Source organism: Pseudomonas sp. Y24-6 (genome assembly GCF_020295325.1).
Classification (GTDB): domain Bacteria; phylum Pseudomonadota; class Gammaproteobacteria; order Pseudomonadales; family Pseudomonadaceae; genus Aquipseudomonas; species Aquipseudomonas gregormendelii.
The window spans coordinates 298,312-320,056 of sequence record NZ_JACBXG010000008.1 but is presented as its reverse complement, the minus strand read 5'-3'; the positions used below and the strand labels follow the sequence as shown (position 1 = coordinate 320,056).

At 58.4% G+C, this 21,745-nt stretch carries 22 protein-coding genes and 2 pseudogenes; 17 read left to right on the top strand and 7 right to left on the bottom strand.

Features of this window, described 5'->3' with window-relative positions; genetic code table 11:
• A partial coding sequence (locus HYI44_RS17765; RefSeq protein ID WP_225570078.1) for an AraC family transcriptional regulator occupies nucleotides 1-879 on the top strand: 879 nt, incomplete at its 5' end.
• Here the strand turns inward: HYI44_RS17765 and HYI44_RS17760 are convergent.
• On the bottom strand, nucleotides 869-1,819 hold the full coding sequence (locus HYI44_RS17760) for a LysR substrate-binding domain-containing protein (RefSeq protein WP_225570077.1): 951 nt from the start codon (nucleotides 1,817-1,819) through the stop codon (nucleotides 869-871). The two genes, HYI44_RS17765 and HYI44_RS17760, sit on opposite strands and share 11 nt — an antisense overlap.
• Nucleotides 1,820-2,038: 219 nt before the next feature.
• Between HYI44_RS17760 and HYI44_RS17755 the strand changes: the two are divergent.
• Nucleotides 2,039-2,152 (top strand): annotated as a pseudogene (locus tag HYI44_RS17755) (LysR family transcriptional regulator); the annotation flags it as partial.
• Nucleotides 2,149-2,508 (top strand): MmcQ/YjbR family DNA-binding protein, encoded by a 360-nt coding sequence (locus HYI44_RS17750; RefSeq protein WP_122840532.1) that lies wholly within the window; start codon nucleotides 2,149-2,151, stop codon nucleotides 2,506-2,508. The pseudogene HYI44_RS17755 and the gene HYI44_RS17750, both read left to right, overlap by 4 nt.
• Here HYI44_RS17750 and HYI44_RS17745 read toward each other — a convergent pair.
• On the bottom strand, nucleotides 2,505-2,912 hold the full coding sequence (locus HYI44_RS17745; RefSeq protein ID WP_122840533.1) for a DUF1294 domain-containing protein: 408 nt from the start codon (nucleotides 2,910-2,912) through the stop codon (nucleotides 2,505-2,507). The two genes, HYI44_RS17750 and HYI44_RS17745, sit on opposite strands and share 4 nt — an antisense overlap.
• Complete coding sequence (locus HYI44_RS17740; protein ID WP_225570076.1) at nucleotides 2,909-3,739, bottom strand: undecaprenyl-diphosphate phosphatase; 831 nt, start codon at nucleotides 3,737-3,739, stop codon at nucleotides 2,909-2,911. Before HYI44_RS17740 ends, HYI44_RS17745 begins: the two co-directional genes overlap by 4 nt.
• Before the next feature lie 256 nt (nucleotides 3,740-3,995).
• On the opposite strand from HYI44_RS17740, the pseudogene HYI44_RS29660 reads away from it, so the two are divergent.
• The 10 genes and pseudogenes from HYI44_RS29660 to HYI44_RS17695 form a co-directional block, all read left to right on the top strand.
• Nucleotides 3,996-4,805 (top strand): annotated as a pseudogene (locus tag HYI44_RS29660) (cache domain-containing protein); the annotation flags it as partial.
• A 123-nt stretch (nucleotides 4,806-4,928) separates the two neighbouring features.
• Complete coding sequence (locus HYI44_RS29655) at nucleotides 4,929-5,663, top strand: methyl-accepting chemotaxis protein (protein ID WP_374091374.1); 735 nt, start codon at nucleotides 4,929-4,931, stop codon at nucleotides 5,661-5,663.
• A gap of 211 nt (nucleotides 5,664-5,874) precedes the next feature.
• Complete coding sequence (gene pnuC / locus HYI44_RS17730) at nucleotides 5,875-6,438, top strand: nicotinamide riboside transporter PnuC (RefSeq protein ID WP_045061131.1); 564 nt, start codon at nucleotides 5,875-5,877, stop codon at nucleotides 6,436-6,438.
• Entirely contained in the window at nucleotides 6,435-6,977 is a 543-nt protein-coding gene (locus HYI44_RS17725; RefSeq protein ID WP_122840538.1) for an AAA family ATPase, read from the top strand. The genes pnuC and HYI44_RS17725 overlap by 4 nt, the downstream gene beginning before the upstream one ends.
• 292 nt (nucleotides 6,978-7,269) lie before the next feature.
• Entirely contained in the window at nucleotides 7,270-7,707 is a 438-nt protein-coding gene (locus HYI44_RS17720; protein WP_225570075.1) for a hypothetical protein, read from the top strand.
• A 1-nt stretch (nucleotide 7,708) separates the two neighbouring features.
• Complete coding sequence (locus HYI44_RS17715; RefSeq protein ID WP_122840540.1) at nucleotides 7,709-8,281, top strand: adhesin; 573 nt, start codon at nucleotides 7,709-7,711, stop codon at nucleotides 8,279-8,281.
• Nucleotides 8,282-8,332: 51 nt separating this feature from the next.
• The gene (locus HYI44_RS17710) at nucleotides 8,333-9,700 is read left to right on the top strand and encodes a heme utilization protein (RefSeq protein WP_225570074.1); all 1,368 of its coding nucleotides are present in this window, start codon (nucleotides 8,333-8,335) and stop codon (nucleotides 9,698-9,700) included.
• 62 nt (nucleotides 9,701-9,762) lie between these two features.
• Nucleotides 9,763-10,446 (top strand): C39 family peptidase, encoded by a 684-nt coding sequence (locus HYI44_RS17705; RefSeq protein WP_225570073.1) that lies wholly within the window; start codon nucleotides 9,763-9,765, stop codon nucleotides 10,444-10,446.
• Between the two features lie 33 nt (nucleotides 10,447-10,479).
• Nucleotides 10,480-11,277: a hypothetical protein gene (locus HYI44_RS17700; protein WP_122840543.1), complete on the top strand. Its 798-nt coding sequence runs from the start codon at nucleotides 10,480-10,482 to the stop codon at nucleotides 11,275-11,277.
• A 46-nt stretch (nucleotides 11,278-11,323) separates the two neighbouring features.
• On the top strand, nucleotides 11,324-12,604 hold the full coding sequence (locus HYI44_RS17695) for a hypothetical protein (protein ID WP_122840544.1): 1,281 nt from the start codon (nucleotides 11,324-11,326) through the stop codon (nucleotides 12,602-12,604).
• A 116-nt stretch (nucleotides 12,605-12,720) separates the two neighbouring features.
• Here the strand turns inward: HYI44_RS17695 and HYI44_RS17690 are convergent, their stop codons facing one another.
• Nucleotides 12,721-14,046 carry a sigma-54 dependent transcriptional regulator gene (locus HYI44_RS17690; RefSeq protein ID WP_122840545.1) on the bottom strand — a complete coding sequence of 442 codons (1,326 nt, stop codon included), beginning with the start codon at nucleotides 14,044-14,046 and terminating at the stop codon, nucleotides 12,721-12,723.
• 344 nt (nucleotides 14,047-14,390) lie between these two features.
• Between HYI44_RS17690 and HYI44_RS17685 the strand changes: the two genes are divergently transcribed.
• The 3 genes from HYI44_RS17685 to nhaB all read left to right on the top strand — a co-directional run bounded on the left by HYI44_RS17685 (nucleotide 14,391) and on the right by nhaB (nucleotide 17,779).
• Nucleotides 14,391-14,657, top strand: coding sequence for a hypothetical protein (locus HYI44_RS17685; RefSeq protein WP_045061122.1), 267 nt, complete (start codon nucleotides 14,391-14,393; stop codon nucleotides 14,655-14,657).
• 246 nt (nucleotides 14,658-14,903) lie between these two features.
• Complete coding sequence (locus HYI44_RS17680; protein ID WP_225570072.1) at nucleotides 14,904-16,193, top strand: hypothetical protein; 1,290 nt, start codon at nucleotides 14,904-14,906, stop codon at nucleotides 16,191-16,193.
• Between the two features lie 83 nt (nucleotides 16,194-16,276).
• Nucleotides 16,277-17,779: a sodium/proton antiporter NhaB gene (gene nhaB, locus HYI44_RS17675; protein WP_225570071.1), complete on the top strand. Its 1,503-nt coding sequence runs from the start codon at nucleotides 16,277-16,279 to the stop codon at nucleotides 17,777-17,779.
• Between the two features lie 114 nt (nucleotides 17,780-17,893).
• Here nhaB and HYI44_RS17670 read toward each other — a convergent pair whose 3' ends face one another.
• From HYI44_RS17670 to gnd, 3 genes are read right to left on the bottom strand one after another with little or no spacing between them, the layout of a single operon-like run.
• On the bottom strand, nucleotides 17,894-18,733 hold the full coding sequence (locus HYI44_RS17670) for an HAD family hydrolase (protein ID WP_122840548.1): 840 nt from the start codon (nucleotides 18,731-18,733) through the stop codon (nucleotides 17,894-17,896).
• Complete coding sequence (gene zwf, locus HYI44_RS17665) at nucleotides 18,730-20,253, bottom strand: glucose-6-phosphate dehydrogenase (RefSeq protein ID WP_122840549.1); 1,524 nt, start codon at nucleotides 20,251-20,253, stop codon at nucleotides 18,730-18,732. Before zwf ends, HYI44_RS17670 begins: the two co-directional genes overlap by 4 nt.
• The gene (gnd, locus tag HYI44_RS17660) at nucleotides 20,250-21,230 is read right to left on the bottom strand and encodes a phosphogluconate dehydrogenase (NAD(+)-dependent, decarboxylating) (protein ID WP_122840550.1); all 981 of its coding nucleotides are present in this window, start codon (nucleotides 21,228-21,230) and stop codon (nucleotides 20,250-20,252) included. Before gnd ends, zwf begins: the two co-directional genes overlap by 4 nt.
• 270 nt (nucleotides 21,231-21,500) lie before the next feature.
• Between gnd and HYI44_RS17655 the strand changes: the two genes are divergently transcribed.
• A complete protein-coding gene (locus HYI44_RS17655; RefSeq protein WP_163019498.1) occupies nucleotides 21,501-21,674 on the top strand; it encodes a DUF6026 family protein in 174 nt (57 codons plus the stop codon).
• Nucleotides 21,675-21,745: the final 71 nt, after the last annotated feature.

Here is a 21,745-nt window from a genome sequence, read left to right as displayed (position 1 = left end):
TCTCGCCTAAATGGGTGTCCGGTTTCATTAGACCACTACAATTGGGCACGGGATCACGAGCAAGAAATATTAGGCAAAGCGCCCTATCACATTGTGTTGGAGGGAGAGTGTCGGGTTGAGTTTCCGGACGGGCAACGCCTGCCCATGCGAGCAGGGGATATTTTGCTTCTGCCTCGTGGTGCACCGCACGTCATGCGTAGCATTGGGAAAACGGCTGAGCCCAGTGCACCAAGGCTGATTTCCAATGCGCCCCTGCCGCTCTATCGGATTGGAGATGTTAGTGCTGATCTAGACATGCTTTGCGGAGGCTTTCACTACAATCGAACGTCGATGTTATTCGCGGCGCTCCCCGAACACCTTGTGATTCCAAGTGCTGCCCTCCCTAAAAGTGCCCCCCTGCCGGCGCTTGTCGAAATGTTGCGAGGTGAAGCAGATAGCGATCAGGTGGGCGCACACTACTTGCTCGATGCTTTGTCCCAAGCGCTGTTCACATTGATCCTGCGTGCCCACATTGCGAGCCACGGCCAGCACACCGGCACCTTGGCATTGCTGTCTGATAAACGGCTGGGCCGCGCTTGGCAGTCCATGCTGGCTGATCCTGCGCACGAGTGGACCGTTGACGGTCTCGCTGAAACCGCCAGCATGTCTCGCGCAACGTTTATGCGAGCCTTCGTACGGGTGGCGGGAGTTTCGCCTTGGGTGTTACTGACCCAAGTCCGTATGGAGTTAGCGTTCAACCTGCTAAGCCATTCCCATTTGGGGCTGAGTGACATTGCCGCCCAAGTCGGGTATCAATCCCAAGCGGCTTTCAGCAAAAAATTCAAGGAAATATACGGTGAAGCACCTGGGAGAGTGAGGCGCGCAATGACTACCGCGTAGCCGGATGCTCTTTTCCAGCTCTCTCACAAGCGACCCTGTCCGCCTCGGCGTTAGCGCCAAAATCCATAGCTAACTTATCAATCAGACCGCGGACTGAAGGTAGCAGCCCTCTTCGGGACGGGAAGACCGCATGGATGAGCCCGCTACGCAGCACAAACTCAGGTAGTACTTCCACCAATAGCCCATCATGTATGGCGTGCCGCACCATGATTTCGGGTAGTTGTACCACCCCTACCCCTTGTATTGCAGCGCGGTGTAACGCATCAAGATCCGAGGTGACAAATCTGGGCGTGTGAACCACCTCGATTCGATACTCTTTCGTGCCTAAAAAAGTCCACCTGTGTTCACGGTTTGGCGGACCTAGATCCATGCTAGGCAAGCTCGCCAAGTCATTTGGGGTTTCGAGCTTCAACCCTTCTATCAAGGAAGGCCGCGCAACCAGCTTTTGGTGGCTATCGCCTAATACTCGCATCACAAGGTTGTCGTCTTCCAATGGCGGGAAACGCACTCTCAGCGCGATGTCATACCCCTCACCCAGCACATCAACCCTGCGATTTGTGCTGTCTATGTGCACCTGGACTTTGGGGTGCAGCACCATGAATTCCGCAATAATGTCGCTCACACCCATGGCGCCTAACGCAGGTGGACAACTGATACGCACGATTCCTTGAGGTTCGGAGCGTGAATGCTCGACCACTTGCTCAGCCGCGTCAGCCTCTACGAGCATCGCTACACAATGACGGTAGTAGTCTTGGCCGATCTCTGTGACCGTAAACTTTCTGGTTGATCGCTGGATCAGACGTACACCAAGCCGCTCCTCTAGAGATGCGATACGTCGGCTTAGCTTCGATTTGGGGATGTCGAGTTTTTTACTCGCGCTGGTGAATCCGTTGTGGTCGACAACCTGGACGAAGAAATACAAATCATTGAAGTCGTACACGGAGTCATTTGCCCGGTGGTTGGGTTCAGAACGCATTATCGCAGGTGATGGTGGGAGTTCCCATTGCTGAGTACCTTGCGGCTTTCCGGCGCTGACCGCTTGCCCTTGTTTGCGTGATAGCCGCTTTGTCAAAAGGAGCGTACGCTTTTGACGATTGCCACTATGAAAATCGAAATTTCTACTTTGGATCAATCAGTTACGGCATTTATAGTTTTGCCGCTGGTGCAGTTGCTGCCTGAGTGGTCATTACTTGGGGGCAGGCTGCAGGCGGTGCGCGCCTGGATCGATCATCTGGTTGAGTCATTCAACGCCCGCGGGGAGCGCCTGTTATGAGCACTGCACGAATGAGCGAAGCCGCTGTGGCGCAGTTTTGCCTGGCATTGCCGGGTGCCAGGGAAGACTACAAATGGGGTGGCGTGCGGGTTTTTTCGATCGCGGGAAACAAGATGTTTGCGCTGCAGGGACTGCGTGGCAACTCCCTGGCGTTCAAGGTCGACAAGGATCTGTTCCTGGGGCACTGCGACCGCCCTGGCATCCATCCGGCGCCCTATCTGGCCAGGGCCCAATGGATCATCCTGGAGTTGCCCTACCCTCTGGGCGCTGAAGAGCTGCAGGGTTTATTGCAGCGTTCCCACCAGTTGGTGGTGAGCAAGCTGCCCAAACGGACCCAGGTGGGACTGCTGCTCTAGAACAGGGCGAACAGATGGGCGCCGAGGAACAGTTGGTCGATCCAGAACACCTGGTGCAGCAGCACGATGGCCCAGAAAAGGACCTGATAGGAAACCTTGCGGGTCTTGTGCCGGAACAGTTGCTGCGCCACCAAGGCGCCAGGCCAGCCACCGGCCAGTTCCACGGCGTGCAGGACATTCTCCGGGGTACGCCAGCGCTCGGTACGGGCCTTGCGCTTGTCGCTCCAATAAAGGAAGAACGCCAGCACGCTGACGATGCCGTAGGCCGACAGGGGAATCAACGATATCCCCTGCAGCCACATCAACATCGAGCCGGCCAACGGCAGCGCACACACCAAGGCGAACACCAGCGACTTGAGTCGTGGATTCTGAATCCTTGCGGGGCGCGCGCTGCGGTCGATCATGGCTTGGCTGCGGTCCAGTCGACCCAGCCGAACTGCCAGGTCGCGAGGATCAGCAGGCCGAAGGCGATGCGGTACCAGGCAAACACGGCATAGCTGTGGTTGGCGATGAACTTGAGCAACCCGCGTACCGCAATCATCGCGAAGATGAACGCCGTGACGAAGCCGACGGCAAATACCGGAAAATCCGCCGGGACGAACAGGTCACGGTATTTATAGCCCGAATACACAGCGGCACCGACCATGGTCGGCATGGCCAGGAAGAACGAAAATTCGGTAGCCGTCTTGCGTGACAGGCCGAACAGCAGGCCACCGATGATGGTCGAGCCCGAGCGCGAAGTGCCAGGAATCATCGCCAGGCACTGGGCAAAGCCGACTTTCAAGGCATCTTTCCAGGTGATTTCGTCCACGGTCTCGGCATGCACTTCATGCTCGCGGCGCTCGGCCCACAACATGATGATGCCGCCGACGACCAAGGCGGACGCCACGGTGACTGCGTTGAACAGGTAATGATGGATCAGGTCGGCGAAAATCACCCCCAATACCACCGCCGGCATGAACGCGATCAACAGGTTGACGGTAAAGCGCCGAGCGCTGGGCTGGGTCGGCAAGCCTATGACCACGCCCAGAATCTTGCGGCGAAATTCCCACACCACCGCCAGGATCGCTCCGAGCTGGATGATGATATTGAACGCCATGGCCCGCTCACCACCGAAGTGGAGCAGGTCCGCGACGATAATCTGGTGTCCGGTACTGGAAATGGGCAGAAACTCCGTCAGCCCTTCTACAACGCCTAGTATCAATGCCTGAAAGGCGGTCCAAAGATCCATCAATCCCCCAAGAAGCGATGCGCGCCGGCATGCCCCGTTAATATTTTCAATGCATTTACTGCGGTCAGTCTGGCTGTAGCGCCGCGTGCTGGAACCTCTGGATAAACCACGACTTGGCGTAGAAAGCTCATGCCGGATTCAGGTTTTTGCGCGCGGGGCCGAAATCCTATCAGACAAGTCCGTTTTACGCTGCCGAGTATTGGGCTTGACTGCAAACCCGTGCCTGCCATCCGGGGTGAAATGCTGGCGATCCTTTATGACAAGAACAAGAAACCGGAGTAACCGCCTTATGAACAGCTTGCGCACCATGTCGATCAGTCGCCGCCTGTGGCTCATCCTGATTGTGGCCGTCATGATGCTGATGACGCTGGGCGGATTGATGCTCAAGCAGATCCACACAGACCTGTACCAGGCCAAGGCGCAGAAGACGCGGCACGTGGTGCAGACCGCCAGCGGTGTCCTCAACTATTACCATGGCCTCGAGACTACCGGCGTGCTGACCCGCGAAGCGGCGCAGAAGCAGGCGCTGACCGCAGTTCGTGGCCTGCGGTACGACCAGGACGATTACTTCTGGATCAACGACCTGGTACCGGTCATGGTCATGCACCCGGCCAATCCGAAACTCGATGGCCAGAACCTTTCAGCGATCCGCGATCCGGACGGCTTTGCCCTGTTCAACGAGATGGTCGCGGTGGCCAAGAGCAAGGGCGCCGGCATGGTCAACTATCGCTGGCCGAAGCCTGGTGCCAACGCACCGGTCGAGAAAACCTCCTACGTCAAGTTGTTCGAGCCGTGGGGCTGGGTAATCGGCTCGGGCGTCTACATAGATGACATGCAAGACGAGTTCTACGGCCAGGTGTGGAAAGCATCATTGGTCGGTCTGGTGATTGCAGCGATCATGGCCTTGCTGGTGATCCTCATTGCCCGCAGCATTGTTCGTCCCCTGCAGGAAACAGTGAACGCCATGGCCAATATCGCCAGCGGCGAGAGCGACCTGACCCGCAGCCTCGATACCCATGGCCGCGATGAAGTGACGCAACTGGCCCAACATTTCAACGCGTTCACAGCCAAATTGCGCCTGGTGATCGGCCAATTGCAGGTCTCGGCCAGCGACCTCGGTGAATCGTCCAGCGCCTTGGGCAATGACGCAGCCCAGGCTCAACAACGCAGCCAGCAGCAGTCCCAACAAATGGAACTGGTGGCGACCGCGATCAACGAGGTCACGTACGGGGTGCAGGACGTGGCCAGGAATGCCGAGCATGCCGCCAGTGAAATGCGCGATGCCGAGTCGCAGGCGCAGCAGGGCCAGGTCAACATCGATGGCAGTTTGCAGCAGATCGACAAATTGTCCGGCACCATCGAACAGGCGGTGCAAGTGATCCGCACCCTGGCCGCCGAGAGTACGCAGATTGGCACGGTGCTCGAAGTGATCCGTTCGATTGCCGAGCAGACCAATCTGCTGGCCCTCAATGCCGCCATCGAAGCCGCCAGGGCGGGCGAACAGGGCCGAGGTTTTGCGGTAGTGGCCGATGAAGTCAGGCTGCTGGCTCAGCGCACGCAGAAATCCACGGCCGAGATCCAGTCGATGATCGAGCGTTTGCAGAATCATTCGGAAGCGGCGGTCAAGGTCATCGGCGACAGCAGCCGCGCTTCGCAACTGACCATTGAACAGGCGGGGCTGGCCGGCGCGAGCTTGAGTGCCATAGGCCAGGCTTTGCGCAACCTCAACGGCCTCAACGCTTCCATTGCCAGCGCCACCCTGCAGCAGGCGCAGGTGGTGGAAGACATTAACCAGAACGTGACCCAAGCGGCAGGCCTGTCCCACAGTACGGCGCTGGCGGCCGAGCAATCGAGCGTAGCCAGTGTGCGTTTGAAGGGGCTGAGTGAGCAATTGAACGGGTTGCTCAAGCAGTTTCGCGTTTAACGTTTGCAGGAGCGAGCTTGCTCGCGATGGACGTTAGCGTTACCGCGTGCTTGCTGATTAAACGCGGTGCTCTAGGGACCATCGCGAGCAAGCTGGCACCTACAAGAGTCTTGCTGGTTCGACAATCTTCTACGTCAGTGTCGAGCCGAAGTTTTTACATCCGCACCCATCCGGTACAATCCGCTCCCCTCCCCACCCTCAAGGAACCTCCATGTCCGGGTTAGAACTGTTTGCCGCCGCCCTCGGTGTGATCGCCGTCTGGTTGACGGTCAAACAGAATCCCTGGTGCTGGCCGATTGGCCTGGTCATGGTATTGCTTTATAGCTGGGTGTTTTTCGAGGTGAAGCTCTACTCGGACATGCTGCTGCAGGTGATCTACGCGGCGCTGCAATTGTACGGCTGGTGGCAATGGACGCGTGGAGGTGATGAACGGCTGGGGCGGCAGGTCAGCCAGTTGGCGGTGGCGCCGATTGCCTTGAGTCTGTCCCTGGGCGCCATTGGCAGCCTCGCTCTCGGCGCGGCCATGGCGCACTGGACCGACGCCGCGCAACCCTGGCTGGATGCCGCGCTCACCGGTTTCAGCCTGGTGGCCCAGGTGTGGATGGCACAGAAACGCGTGCAATGCTGGCCGCTGTGGATCTTGCTGGACGTGATTTTCGTCGGGCTGTTCGTCTATAAAGGCATGTACCTGACGGCCGGACTTTACGCGCTGTTTACCCTGATCGCGATCCAGGGCTGGCGTGAATGGCGCACCGACCTGGCCTTGCGAACATGAAGGTGCTGGTGCTAACAGGTCCGGAATCCAGCGGCAAAAGCTGGCTTTCCCACGAGATCCAGGCGCATTTTGGTGGGCTGCTGGTCGGCGAGTACGTTCGGCATTTCATCGACAGTGAAGCCCGCGACACCTGCTACCAAGACATCGAGACCATAGCCCACGGCCAACTGGCCTGGGAGGACGAGGCTCGAGCGAAGCAACCGTCACTGTTGATTCTCGACACCCACCTCTTGAGCAACATCCTGTGGAGCAACACATTGTTCGGCGCGTGTCCGGCCTGGATCGAGCAGGCCTTGCTGGCACGCCACTATGATCTGCATGTGCTGCTCAGCCCCGAAGTCGTGGCCTGGCACGATGACGGGCAGCGTTGCCAACCCCAACTGGCGCAACGCCAGGCATTCTTCCAGGCCACCCATCAGTGGCTGGAGCTGCACCACCAGCCTTTCCAGATCCTGCAAGGTGACTGGCAGCAGCGCAGGGATGCAGCGTTCGAGGCCGTGGCCCGCTTGCTCTTCCCTGCTGAAAGTGTCCATTCCTGAAACACATTGTGCTGCGTAAACCCATGAGCTAAAGCGGCTCAGCCCTCTGCGCGCAAAACTGTTAAGTCACTGAAACAACCTGCCAATACCGACGGTAGCGAGCACTGCTGCCTGAATGGCGGGGAATATCCCCCAACTTTGTCTCAGTGCCGTTACACCCTTCGACCATTCAGTTTTGAATTTTCAGCCAACTAACTGTTTTTTAAAGTAAATCTAAAAGCGGCACGCCTTCTGCTCTCTCCCTCGCAACGCTGATAAGGGCCAGCGTTCACTAACAGAAGGAATTGCCGCCGTGGGGAAATTTGATAAACGCATCTATGGCCTGTTGGTGATCGGATGCGCACTCGCAATCAGCGCCTCCCTGCCTGCACATGCCGACAATGGCATCATTACCATCAAACGTGATGTGCAAACACGCAACGCGGTCGTTCCTCCGCTGATCCCCGATCCGAATCCCACCACAGTCAACGCCAATCCCTCTCAACACATTCTCAAACAGACGAATGAGTTGAGCGACGGCGATTTCGCCAACGTTGCCAGTGGTGCAAGCATCTCGCGCATGGTGACCCAGAACACCAACAACCTGGGTTCCAACATGTCCAACCAGACCCAACTGTCGAACCAGCCCGCCGGGCGTTCGGGCAATTCGGGCGGTGGCATTGCCAACATGGTCAATTCGAGTATGACCAAGGGCCTGGGCACTCTGAACATCATAACGGGAGGCCGTTAGGATGAATCGCACACTGCTGGTCATCGCCATGTTTTGCAGTGCATCGACCTTTGCCCAATCTCCAGTGATCAACAACGCTGAGATCGATAATTCGGGCATGCAGTACCAGGGCAACCTCACGGTCAACCAGGCGGCCGGTGATCAACAGCAACAGGTCAACGCCCGGGCCATCGCCATTGGCCATGGAGCTACTGCGACCACGCAAATTCGCCAACGGCTGGGTAGCAGTGGCGACCCGGCAATGGATGCCAGTTCCAGCATCCAGGGCAACTCTTTCAGTCGCGGCAACGGCGCAGTGGGTGTCAACCAGAGCTCCGGTGCCAGCAACCAACAGGCGAACGCACTGCGCATCAGCGTCAGTGACCAGCCGCAAAGTATCGACGACAGCGTCCTCATGCAACAGAACGTGGCGCTGCTCAACAACTCCGATCCAACTGACTCTGCACCAGGCTATCGCCAGGTCACTACCAGTGACCAGGCCTTCACCGGTAGCCGCGGGGTAATTCAGTTGAATCAGAGTGCCGGGGTGGGAAATCGAATGGGAAACACCCTGAGCATACGGGTCGCGGATTGACCCAAACAGGTAATAACAACACTTAACCTAAAATAAGTACGGAGAATCACCATGAAACCTTCGATGGCAATAAAGCCTCTGGTTTTCGCAATTGCTGCGGTCATGGCTGTTGCTGTACAAGCTGGGCAATACGATAACAACGGCCACAACAATGGCCATAACAATGGTCATAACAATGGCCACAATGGTAACGGCAACGGCAACGGAGGCCCACGCACTCCTCCTCCAACCATGATCCCTGTCTTTGCTACTGCCAATGCCATCGACAACCAACGCAGCACCGGCAACAGCATCCGCAATGAAGGGACCGTAAACGAAGCTGAAATGACCAGCTCCGCTACCGGCACCAGCGGCAACGTCGGCGTCAACGTGGCTGCTGGTAATGGCAACCAGCAAGACAACGCGGCCGCTATCGCCAACGCTGCATCGGACTCCAGTCTCGATAACAGCTTCGTGTTCGGCACTGCTTCCGCGAGCTCCACCGTCAACCAGTTCAGCAACAACAACACGGTCAACAACTTCGGCAGCACCTCTTCGGCGGTGATGACCGGTTCGGGTAATGGCGGCAGCGGCAACATGGGTATCAACATTGCCGGTGGCGACCTTAACCAGCAGAAAAACACCATGGCCATTGCTAATGCCAACGCTCCACTGGGCAACGCAACCGCGACTGCTTCGGCCAATCAAAATGGTCCTGGCCTGACAGTGAACAACAACGCTGATCGGACTTATCGCCTGGATACCATCACCGTCACCAATTCGGCCAGCGGTAGTGCTTCTCAAGGCTATGCGTCCGTTGCCAGTGGCAGTCAGAGCGCTTCTTCGAGCTTTGAACTGGCCGGCGCCCAGGCTTCTGCAGCCAGCGGCTCAAGCAGCTGGAATGCCAGTGGCTCTCACAGCAGCGATTCGAGCGGTTCTTCGAATGCTTCTCTGACTGCCACACTGAGCGCCACTCTGGACGCCGCTGCTGAAACGGCCAGGGAATATACCCGTGACTATGGTCGTTATGAGCAAAGTGGCAGCGAGTCTAACAGTTCATCGCTTAACGCTTCGCTCGACGCATCGCTGGACGTCAGCGTAGACAAGTCGTACACCAAATCGCACGACTCTTCGTTCGAAAAATCGTATGACAAGGCCTACGAAAAAGCCCAGGCCTCCGCATACGAAAAATCGGGCAGCAAATCGTCCGAATCTGCGTATGACAAATCCAAAGGCTATGCTGAAAGCAGTGCATTTGACTTGAGTACTACCTACTCCTATCAAGTGCTGACTCCAACTGGCTGGGCCAACCCTGTAACCAACACCGCAACCCTCAGTGGTTCGGTCAACGGTGGCAGCGGCAACCTGGGCGTCAACGTGGCTGCGGGTGTGGGCAACCAACAAAGCAACTCGCTGGCGATTTCCAACCAGTCGTTCTAATCGTTGTCTGTGGAGGCCCCCTTACGGGGGCCTTTTTCAGCCCACCCAGAAGGCGTCCAACCATGCGCATCATCGCCTTGGCATTTTTGCTTGGCATGGCCGGTATGACCGAGGCGGCACAAATGCCGCTGTCCGTGATCCTGCCCGGCGGAGCGGTGGTGTACAAGCCGATCCAGAGCATTCGCGAACGCAAGTTTGCCGACCTGGTACAACAGAAAACCGACTTCAGTTGCGGCGCAGCTGCGCTGGCGACCGTCTTGCGCCAGGCCTACTGGCTGGACGTGGATGAAGAACAGATCATCGAAGGCATGCTCGCCCACTCCGACCAGGATCTGGTCCGGGTCCAGGGCTTTTCCATGCTGGACATGAAGCGTTACATAGAAAGTATCGGCATGCGCGCCCGTGGCTACCGTGTAGCACCGGAGACGTTAAGCGAAGTGAAAATCCCGGTAGTGGTTCTGCTGGACATTCGTGGCTACAAACACTTTGTGGTCATGCAAAGAGTTCACGACGGCTGGGTATACATCGGAGATCCGGTACTGGGTCATAAACGATTCAAGGTCGAAGACTTTGTCAAAGGCTGGAACGGCATCATCTTTGCCGTTATCGGTCAGGGCTACGACAAAAACAACGCCTTGCTCGACCCTCCCGTACCACTCACTGCCAAAAACCGTATCAATGCATTCAGCCCGGTGCGAGACGCAGACCTGATGGATTTCGGGTTCATAAAAAGCGACTTCTTCTAATAACAAGGGAGCATGAAGCTCCGGGAGCATCCAATGAACACTCCAACCTGGCTGGCCGTCGTTTGCCTGGCTGCCAGCCTGCCAACCCAGGCACAGACGTTCAAACCCATTGAACTGAAGGATCAGGAGCTGGCGAGCCTGCGAGGCCGCTATGTCATGCCCGGACGGATCATCAGCTTCGGGGTTGCCATGACCAGCACCTGGGAGAATGCCAAAGGAGAATTGATCGGGGTCACCTCCTCGATGCAGATCCAGAAATCAACGATCAAGCCACAGTTCTATGTGTCGATGATCGATGAAAAAACCCCGGGTGCCAGCAGTTCGCAAGGCACCACCAACTCTACTGCGGGCACAGGCGCGCAGACCGTTGCGGCAACGGGTTCAGGCACCGGCACCGTCACAGGCGGCAGCGGCCTCAACACCACCGAAGGTGTCACTCAAGTCGTGCGTGCGGCCGGTGACAACAACACCGCCTACAACAATGTCGACATCAACGTTACCAAGGCGAACGAGGCGCCAGTCATGCAACCCCAGGGCCAGGCATTGGCCGCAGGCACCACGCTGGTGGGCAGCAATGGAGCGGGCTCCCTAAGCGTTTCCTCATCGGGCACAGGTGTGCAACTCAACATCGTGGCCAATAACAATCAAGGCAGTACGATCCAACGCCTGGCCCAGGGTGGGCTGACGCAGAACACGACTTTGCTGGGAAGTAGCAACCAGGTGCGCAACCTCACATCGTTCAATGTGGTGCTGCGTGACAGTGCGACTACAGGCGGGTCATTGACCGGTAATCTGGACCAGCTTAAAGGTCTTCGCACTGCCGGATTCTGATCTACGCTCAGTCTCATCAGAAGTAGTCAGAAGGGACGGCTAACCCATGCACCGATCGTTAACGCTCAGAGCAATCGTCTGTTTGAGTAGCCTGGCTCCGGTCACTCTGCTGTATGCAGCGACAGACCCCCAGGTAGAAGCATTAAAACAAGAACTCATGGAGTTGAAGCAGCGCTACCAAGCCCAACAGAACGCGTTGATGGTACTCGAACAACGGGTTCGCCAGGTCGAAGAAACCCCGGTGACTCCGCCACCCAGACGCCTGACCAAGTCCCCGGCCGACCCGGCCAGGAGTGGTCAGGCGGTGGCTGCAGGTGCTCCGGGAACCGCCGGCAGTTCCTATGGCCAGTCGCTCAAGGAAGACGCGGAGCCAGCGCCCAGCGTTTCCAACCTGTATGACGAAGCCAGTGGCTTCTTCGGTGGCGGGAAGTTCAGCGTCGAAACCGGCCTGACCTACACCCACTACGACACCCGCGCATTGACGCTCAATGGCTTCCTTGCACTGGACTCGATCTTCCTCGGCAACATCAACCTGGACCGTATCAAGGCGGATAACTGGACACTGGACTTGACCGCTCGCTACAACCTGGCGCAACGCTGGCAGTTCGATATTAACGTTCCCGTGGTTTATCGAGAGTCGACTTACTCCTCTGGCGGCGCTGGTGGTGCAGGCCCGGTGACGTCGGATGCAACCGTCACCCGCGACCCGACCATTGGCGATGTAAACGTTGGCGTGGCTTACAAATTCCTGGACGAGTCGGTCAACCTCCCCGACGCGGTCGTCACGCTGCGGGTCAAGGCGCCCACCGGCAAGGACCCCTACGGCATCAAACTGGTCAGCGACCCCACCAACGATAACCTCTCGGTACCCGAAGACCTGCCAACCGGTAACGGTGTGTGGGCGATCACCCCGGGTATCTCGCTGGTCAAGACGTTTGACCCGGCCGTACTGTTCGGCAGCTTGTCGTACACCTACAACATGCAGGACTCTTTCAGCGACATCAGTCCTCAGGTTGGCTCCAAGGTCAGCGGCGATGTGAAGCTGGGGGACTCCTGGCAGGTGGGCGCCGGTATTGCGTTCGCCTTGAACGAGAAGATGAGTATGTCGTTCTCGTTCACCGACCAGTTCGCTCGCAAAAGCAAGATCAAGCCCGATGGCGGTGATTGGCAGTCCATTAGCAACAGTGATTACAACGCGGCCAACTTCAACATCGGCATGACCCTGGCGGCCACCGACAAGCTGACAATCGTGCCCAACCTGGCGATTGGCCTGACTGACGATTCGCCGGACTTTTCGTTCAGCCTGAAATTCCCTTACTACTTCTGAGGTATATAAGACATAAGATCGCAGCCTCGTTGCACTCGACAGCTCCTACAGAGATTTTCAATTCAATGTAGGAGCTGTCGAGTGCAACGAGGCTGCGATCTTTTTTGATCCTGGCGCTAGCGAATCTGATGCTTGTGCAACAACCGATAAAAAGTCGGCCTCGAGATACCCAGCACCTTCGCTGCAATGCTCAGATTGTCACTGTGACGGTTGAGCACATCGCACAACGCCTGGCGCTCAGCCCGGGTTTTGTAATCCTCCAGCGTGCCCATTGGCGCAACCACGGTATGGTGGCTGATCAGCCCCAGGTCGCGGGCTTCGATCTGCCGACCTTCGGCAAGCACCAGGCCGCGACGAACCCGATTGGCCAGTTCGCGCACATTGCCCGGCCAATCATGCTTGCCCATCGCGATCAGCGCGTCATCGCTGAAGCTGCGTGGCCTGCGGCCGGTTTCATGGCTGTAGAAGTGGGAGAAATGATTGGCCAGCATGGACAAGTCGCCATGCCGTTCTCGCAATGGCGCGGTCACGACTTGCAGCACGTTGAGGCGGTAGTACAAATCCTCACGGAAGCGTTTCTTCTCGATCGCCGCTTCCAGGTCGACGTGGGTCGCCGCCAGAACTCGCACATCTACCGGTATCGGCTGGCTGCCGCCGACATGTTCGATATGTTTTTCCTGCAGGAAGCGCAGCAGATTGGCTTGCAGCTCCAGCGGCAGGTCACCAATCTCATCGAGGAACAGTGTGCCGCCGTTCGCCGCTTCGATCCGGCCGACTTTGCGTTGGTGGGCGCCGGTGAAGGCACCCTTCTCGTGGCCAAATAGCTCGGACTGGATCAGGTGTTCGGGAATCGCGCCGCAGTTGATGGCCACGAAGGGTTTGTTGTGCCGCTGGGATTGCCGATGCAGGGTGCGGGCCACCAGCTCTTTGCCGGTTCCGCTTTCACCGCGGATGAGTACCGGGGACTCGGTAGGTGCCAGCTTGCTCAACAGCCGGCGAAGCTCGCGGATCGGCTTGCTGTCGCCGAGCAGCTCATGTTCTGGCTGGTCAATGTGAACGGTGCCTTTACCGCGCAAACGCGCCATTCCGAACGCGCGTCCCAGGGTTACCTGAACTCTTGATACATCAAACGGCAGGGTATGGAAGTCGAAAAACCATTCGCAGACAAAGTCGCCGACATTTTGCAGTCGCAGGACTTCCTGGTTAAGCACGGCAATCCATTCGGTGCCACTGCGGCTGATCAGTTCCTTGACCGCCTCGGGGCGTTCGAGATGAAAGGGTTGTAGTCGCAACAGGCCGACATCACAGGTCTTGTCGGCGGCATTTTCCAGTGTGCAGCTGTCGACATCCCAGCCCACAGCTCGCAATCCTGGCAGTAAACGATGGCAATCGTCGCAAGGATCAACCACTAATAGACGTCGTTGGGCAGGCGCTTCGTTCATGACTGTTCCTTGGCGCCAAATTCGATTAAATATTAGTAAAAACAGTCATTTGGCGGACCTGGCTGTAACATTAGCAAGAAATTGACAGTTGCTTGTACCGATTGACTATAGGGCTCTCGGCTAAACAGTTATAAGGGACTGCTTGGTTAGTTACCTAATGAACTTCAACCTTTCATTCAGCTGTCGAAACGGCACCGAACAGCGAGTTCTTGCAAGAAAGTTGAAATTTCTTTGGTTCCAGTGTGACCCGAGGCCGGGTAGAGGACATCAGTACAAGTACCAGCCGCACGGGAAGCCCGACCGTCGGCCGATCACTTGATTGGGCATATAGAGAGAGAACCCCAATGAACGCCCCGCTCCGTATCAACGAAGCTCTTTTGATTGCAGACCGCGCATTCCAGCCTTTCCAGTGCGTGGCCTGGTCTCTACAAGATGGCAACGGTGAACTCAGCCTGACAGTGATCGACCGCACCAAATGCAGCATTGGTCGCAAACAGATTCCAAGCAGTGCCTATACCGATCCGGCACAACTTGAGCGTGTTCTTAAACAGGCCCGCGAAGAACTCAGCCGTGACGGTTACAACCTTGAATCATGGTCGATGCCACACTGATAGCAGCGCGGATTACATGGCAGTAATCCGCGCCCTTCCCGGTCTTTCAGTCCGCTGTTCAGTACTGCGAAGGTACTAATTACTTGGCAGGCTTGCCACTGGTTCAAAAAGACACTCTTCTGGCACACTGCGACCCTCCGCCTGTTATTTCTCCCCGTTGTACGGTTGGCCATTCAGGGTTTGAATATGCTCCTTATAAGGTCGCCAGGCCAACTTCTGGACGACGACTCGCAAGGAGATGCGTGCATGTCAAGCCAGGTTGCCTTTGCCTCCTCCGCCACACTCAGCCAAGCCGGTCGCCTCGACCTTTCGTTTGCCGCCCGCGGAACCACCCAGGTGTATTTCGCCGGCAGCCTCTGCAGCATGACCCATGACGTCGCCATTGATGCCTGCGGGCGCATCCTTGTCGCGGCCAAAGTAGGAATGGCCGAGGGCAGTTGCTTTGGCCTGGCACGCCTCCTGGCCGATGGGTCTGCGGACCTGTCTTTCGGTGATCAAGGCAGCGTCATCGGCCAGTTCGAGAATGGTTTCGAGGCCATGGCCGGCAAACTCGCGGTGCTGCCCAACGGCAATATCCTGCTGGCCGGGCTGCACTATCTCAACGGCCATCGCACGCTCCCGGCCCTGGCATTGTTTGACCACTGTGGCCAAACGGTCCAGGGCTTCGGCGAGAATGGCCGCTGCGTGGTGCGCTTGCCCGGCAATCTTTCCGTGGGCGTGCGTGATGCCTGGCTTCCACCGGGCGTTCCGGGCGCCGAAGCCTGCGATCTAAGGGTGCAGGAGGATGGCAGGATCCTGCTTTTGGCCAATCATCATTTCGAACTGGCCGATCATGTCGGCCTGCTCATCTGCCTGAACCGTGACGGCTCACTGGACAGCTCGTTCAATGGCCGCGGATTTGTGGTCGTCCGGCACTTGCTGATGAACACCTGGCTCAGCAGTCTCTTGCTGCAAGCAGATGGTCGAATCCTGGTGGGTGGGTCGATCAACTTTCCCGCCGAAGGATTGCTCGCCCGTTACCACGCCAACGGGCAACTGGACACGAGCTTCGCAGTCGACGGTTTCATGAGTTTCGATGGTGCCGGCCGCAGCACTCACGTCAGCCATATCGTCCAGCAGCACAACGAGGACCTGCTGTGCGTAGGCAGCAGCCGGGACCCCATGCATTGCCTGTCCCTGCGGTTACACAACAACGGGCGTCCCGACAGTCATTGCCATGGCGGTCAGCCGCGACTGCTGGAGATCGGCCGAAGTGGCTGTCAATGGACAGCGGCCCTGGCCTTGGCCGACGGCTGCACCCTGGCCGCTGGCGCGACGCTTGGAGGCTGTGAAGCTGACTTCATACTGGCCCGGCATCTGCCGGATGGGCAACTCGATCACCAGTTCGGTGATGGCCTCGGCTGGGTCCGCACCCGGCTGAGTCGCAACCTGGACACAGCGACTTCACTGACTGCACAAACAGATGGCGCGATCGTCGTTGGGGGTTATTCGCTCGACGGCAATTACCGGGCGATTGTGGCGCGCTACCTGGGGTGAATGACGCGCGGGGACTTTGCCTGCACTTGATATTCCGCTGGTCTTACGGCAACTTGCGCGCTTCTTAAAACAAGGAGCAGCCGATGTCCGGTTCAATGGCCCAGGCGTTCGCGCACAATTTTCTCGGGCACTCTCCCCGCTGGTACAAGGCGAGCATAGTCGGCTTCCTGATTCTCAACGCTGTGGTGTTGTGGACGGTCGGCCCTGTGGTGGCGGGCTGGTTGCTGGTCCTGGAGTTCATTTTTACCCTGGCCATGGCGCTTAAATGCTATCCGCTGATGCCGGGCGGGCTGCTGCTGATTGAAGCGCTGCTGCTGAAGATGACCACACCCCAGGCGTTATATGACGAACTGGTGCACAACTTCCCGGTAATCCTGCTGCTGATGTTCATGGTGGCCGGTATTTACTTCATGAAAGACTTGCTGCTGTTCCTGTTCTCCCGGCTGCTGCTCGGCGTGCGGTCCAAGGCATTGCTCGCGCTGCTGTTCTGCTTTTTATCGGCGTTTTTGTCGGCCTTTCTCGACGCCCTGACCGTGACCGCCGTGATCATCAGCGCAGCGGTGGGCTTTTATTCGGTGTACCACCGCGTGGCCTCGGGCCATGACCCACGCCTGGACAGCGCTTTCTCCGACGACCGTCATCTGCCGCAACTGCATCACGATGACCTCGAGCAATTTCGCGCCTTCTTGCGCAGCCTGTTGATGCACGGCGCCGTCGGCACAGCACTGGGCGGTGTTTGCACCTTGGTGGGCGAGCCGCAAAACTTGCTGATTGGCCACGAGATGGGTTGGCACTTCGCCGAGTTCTTCCTCAAAGTGGCCCCGGTTTCCTTGCCGGTGCTGGTAGCGGGCCTGGTGACCTGCGTGATGCTGGAAAAGCTGCGCTGGTTCGGCTACGGCACGCTGTTGCCGGACAACGTGCGCGCCGTACTGGCCAACTATGCCGCTGAAGATAACGCCGAGCGCACTTCTCGCCAGCGTGCTGCACTGGTCGTCCAGGGCCTGGCGGCGCTGATCCTGATCGGCTGCCTGGCCTTCCATGTGGCCGAGGTGGGGTTGATCGGGTTGATGGTGATCGTGCTGATCACGGCATTCACCGGCATTACCGACGAACATCGCATTGGCAATGCCTTCAAGGACGCCATGCCCTTCACTGCACTGCTGGTGGTGTTCTTTGCAGTGGTTGCGGTGATCCACGATCAGCAGTTGTTCACGCCGTTGATTCAGTGGGTGCTGGCCCTGCCCGCAGAGCAGCAACCGGGCATGTTGTTCATTGCCAACGGCCTGTTGTCTGCCATCAGCGACAACGTGTTTGTCGCAACCATTTACATCACCGAGGTCAAGCAGGCGTTTGTGTCGGGCCATATGAGCCGCGAGCACTTCGAGACCCTGGCGATTGCGATCAACACCGGCACCAACCTGCCGAGCGTGGCGACGCCTAATGGCCAGGCGGCATTCCTGTTCCTGCTGACCTCGGCAATCGCGCCGCTGATTCGCCTGTCGTATGGGCGGATGGTGTGGATGGCGTTGCCGTACACCGTTGTGATGGGCGTGCTCGGGTGGTATGCGGTCAGCTATTGGTTGTAACCACAGAAACCTGTGCGGCCACGCGCCCCTGTGGGAGTAAGGCTTACTCGCGATGAGGCTGGTGAATCTGGCTTCAATGGCGCCCGACAGGGCGTCATCGAGCGAGCCTTGCTTCTACAGTGCGGCGCGGTGTGGGTGGTTGAGGATGTACTGCTCAATCGCCTGCGCAGCGCCGTCTTCGGTGTTGGCACCAGTGACGACGTCCGCCTGGCGCTTCACCGCCTCTTCCGCCTGCCCCATCGCGATCGACAAACCGGCCTGGTGAAACATCGCCGGGTCGTTGCCGCCATCGCCCAGCGCCGCCGTGTGCTCCAGGGGCACGCCAAGAAACTCGGCCAGTGTCGCCAGCGCCGCGCCCTTGTTGGCCTGCATGGCTGTGACGTCCAGGTAAACCGGTTGCGAACGCGAGACCTGCGCCTGCTCTTGCACCTTGGGCAATAACAGCGCTTCGAGCTCAATCAACAGATCGGTGTTGTTGCTGGTTGCGACGATCTTGTCGATGCGTTCCAGATAGGGTTCGAAGCTGTCGACCACCACGGGCGGGTAACCCAGCCCATGCTGCTCCCTGGGCACCATCGGCCCGTCGGGATCCTTGAGCAGCCAGTCACCACCGCTGAACACCCAGACTTCAACGTCGCTGCGATCGGCAAACAACGCCAATGCCGTCAAGGCTGCGGTCACTGGCAAATAATGGGCGACCAGAATACTCCCGTCAGGATTAACCAGGGTGCCACCGTTGAATGCCGCCGTTGGCAGGTCAACGCCCAGGGCTTCGATCTGCTGCAACATGGCTTTCGGTGGACGCCCGGTGGCCAGGCTGAACAGCACCCCCGCCTCACGCAGTGAGCGAACGGCCTCGATGGTGCGCCGGCTGAGGCTGTGGTCGGGCAGCAACAAGGTACCGTCCATGTCGCTGAGCAAAAAGCGAATAGGCGCCCGGGTCAATTCACTCATCCGAGGCTGTGCCAGACGCGACCGTCGCGAGTCAGCAGATCTGCGCCCGCCTGCGGACCGTCTTCACCGGCGGCATAGCCCTCAACGCTGGCATCTTGCTGCCAGGCGTCGAGGAAGGGTTGCACGGCGCGCCAGCCGTTCTCGATGTTGTCCGCGCGCTGGAACAGCGTCTGGTCGCCCGTCAGGCAGTCATAGATCAAGGTCTCATAGCCGGTGGACGGCTGCATTTCAAAGTAGTCCTTGTAGGCAAAACCCAGCTCGATATTGGCCATCTTCAGCGCCGGGCCAGGACGTTTGGCCAGCAGGTCGAACCACATGCCTTCGTTGGGCTGGATCTGGATGCGCAGATACGTTGGCTGCAGTTCGTCCACTTCGGTATCCCGAAATTGCGCATAGGGCGCCGGCTTGAAGCAGATGACGATTTCCGTGTCGCGCACGCTCATGCGCTTGCCGGTGCGCAAATAGAACGGCACCCCGACCCAGCGCCAGTTGTCGATCATCACCTTGAGCGCGACGTAGGTTTCGGTGGTGCTGTCGGGCGCAACGTTGCCTTCCTGGCGATAACCAGGCATTGCCTTGCCGTCGACTTCGCCGCTGGTGTACTGGCCACGCACCGAGTTGGCCCGGGCCTCTTCCACCGACCAGGGGCGAATCGCGCCGACGACCTTGGCCTTCTCGCCGCGTACCGCGTCGGCACCAAAAGCGGCCGGCGGCTCCATGGCGACCATCGCCAGCAACTGGAACAGGTGGTTGGGCACCATGTCGCGCAACGCGCCGGTGTGCTCGTAAAAGCTGCCCCGGGTTTCCACGCCGACGGTCTCGGCGGCAGTGATCTGCACATGGTCGATGTAGTGGTTGTTCCAGAACGCTTCGAACAGGCTGTTGGAAAACCGGCTGATCAGAATGTTCTGTACGGTTTCCTTGCCCAGGTAGTGATCGATCCGGTAAATCTGGTTTTCCGACATCACCTTGAGCAGGCACGCGTTCAAGGCCTCTGCAGTCTGCAGGTCGGAGCCAAAAGGCTTTTCGATCACGACGCGGCGAAACGCTTCGGGGGTTTCTTCGAGCAGCTTCGCCGCGCCCAGTCGACGCACCACTTCGCTGAAGAAACGTGGCGCGGTGGCCAGGTAGAACACCGCATTGCCGGTGCCGCTGGCGGCGATTTTCGCCGCCAGGGCTGAATAGGTGCTGTCGTCCAGGAAATCGCCCTGGACGTAGCTGATGCCTTTGGCGAGTGTGGCCCACAACGCCGGGTCAAGGGCGTCATCGCCCTTGCCGACTTTGCTCATCGCTTGCGCCCGAATGAAATCCTCGAGCTTCTGCGCAAAGGCTTCGTCACTGATGGCGTTGTGGTCAACGCCGATGATCCGCAATCCATCCCCCAGCAATCCATCGCGGCTCAGGTTGTACAGCGCCGGCATCAGCAGCCGCTTGACCAGGTCACCGTGTGCACCGAACAGGAACAGCGTGGTGGGTGGTGCTGGTTCAGCCTTGGATTTATTGCGGATCAGGCCAGTCATTTTTTCGAAGTCTCCACATGGCCGCCGAAGCCGAACCGCTGGGCCGAGAGAATCTTGTCGCCAAAGGTGCCCTGCCCGCGTGAACGGTAGCGAGAGAACAGCGAGTTCGACAGCACGGGAACCGGTACCGACTGTTCCATGGCCGCCTCGATGGTCCAGCGACCTTCGCCGCTGTCAGCTACGGAACCCGAGTAACCTTCGAGTTTCGGATCGCTGGCCAAAGCGTCTGCGGTCAGGTCGAGCAACCAGGACGAAACCACGCTGCCACGACGCCAGACTTCGGCGATGTCGGCGACGTTGAGGTCAAAGCGCTGGTCTTCAGGCAGGTTTTCGCTGGCCTTGGTCTTGAGAATATCGAAGCCTTCGGCGAAGGCCTGCATCATTCCGTACTCGATGCCGTTGTGGATCATTTTCACGAAATGACCCGAGCCTGCAGGGCCGGCGTGGATGTAACCGCGCTCGGCACGGTCGTCAGCGGACTTGCGGTCCTTGGTGCGCGGGATGTCACCGATGCCGGGGGCCAGGCTTTCGAACAGCGGATCCAGGCGTTTTACCACCTCGGCTTCGCCGCCGATCATCATGCAGTAACCGCGCTCCAGGCCCCAGACGCCACCGGAGGTGCCCACATCGATGTAGTGCAGGCCTTTTTCCGACAGGCTCTTGGCCCGGCGGATGTCGTCCTTATAGAAGGTGTTGCCGCCGTCGATGATGGTGTCACCGGCTTCGAGCAAGGTGCTCAGGGTGTCGATGGTGTCTTCGGTCGGCGCGCCGGCCGGCAGCATGACCCAGACGGCACGTGGCTTGGCCAGGCCAGCCACCAGGGCCGGCAGGTCGATGACGCCCTTGGCGCCTTCTGCGGCCAGGGTGTCGACAAAAGCGGTATTGCGGTCGTAGACAACGGTGGAATGCCCGTTGAGCATCAGGCGCCGCGCAATATTACCGCCCATGCGGCCCAGTCCAATAATCCCGAGTTGCATGTGCTGATGCTCCTTACTGCAAATAATGTGTGTCAAAGGTTATAGCCCAACGCAACCTGTTCAGCTTAGTCAGACAGGTCGCCATGAAGTTTCCGTGCATTGTGCCCGATCCAGACTGATAACGTCGGGAATCGTCGCGAAGACACACCGACCACGAAAAATAAAAAAGTTCCCTTCGCGGGCAAAAGAAATCAAAATTGCAGCCGATAGTGAATCAGCGCCCGACGTCGGGGCAGGTTCACAGTTGAAACACCATTTGCGAGGTGAGCAATGGGCACAGTACAAGCAGCACGGCCAGCACAAACTCTCTACGTCACGATCCGTCGTGATGAACTGCGCCAGCTCAAAGAAGAGCGCGACCTGCTGAAGCAGGAGCTTGCGCAATTGCGCCAGCTGACCCAAGGCCACCAGCCACAGGCCCTGCCAGTACTCCACCGCGCCTGACCGCCCTGCAGGGGCGAGCTCGCTCACGAAAAACGAGACGCCGCTGCGGGCCATCAGGCACCCAGCGTCAT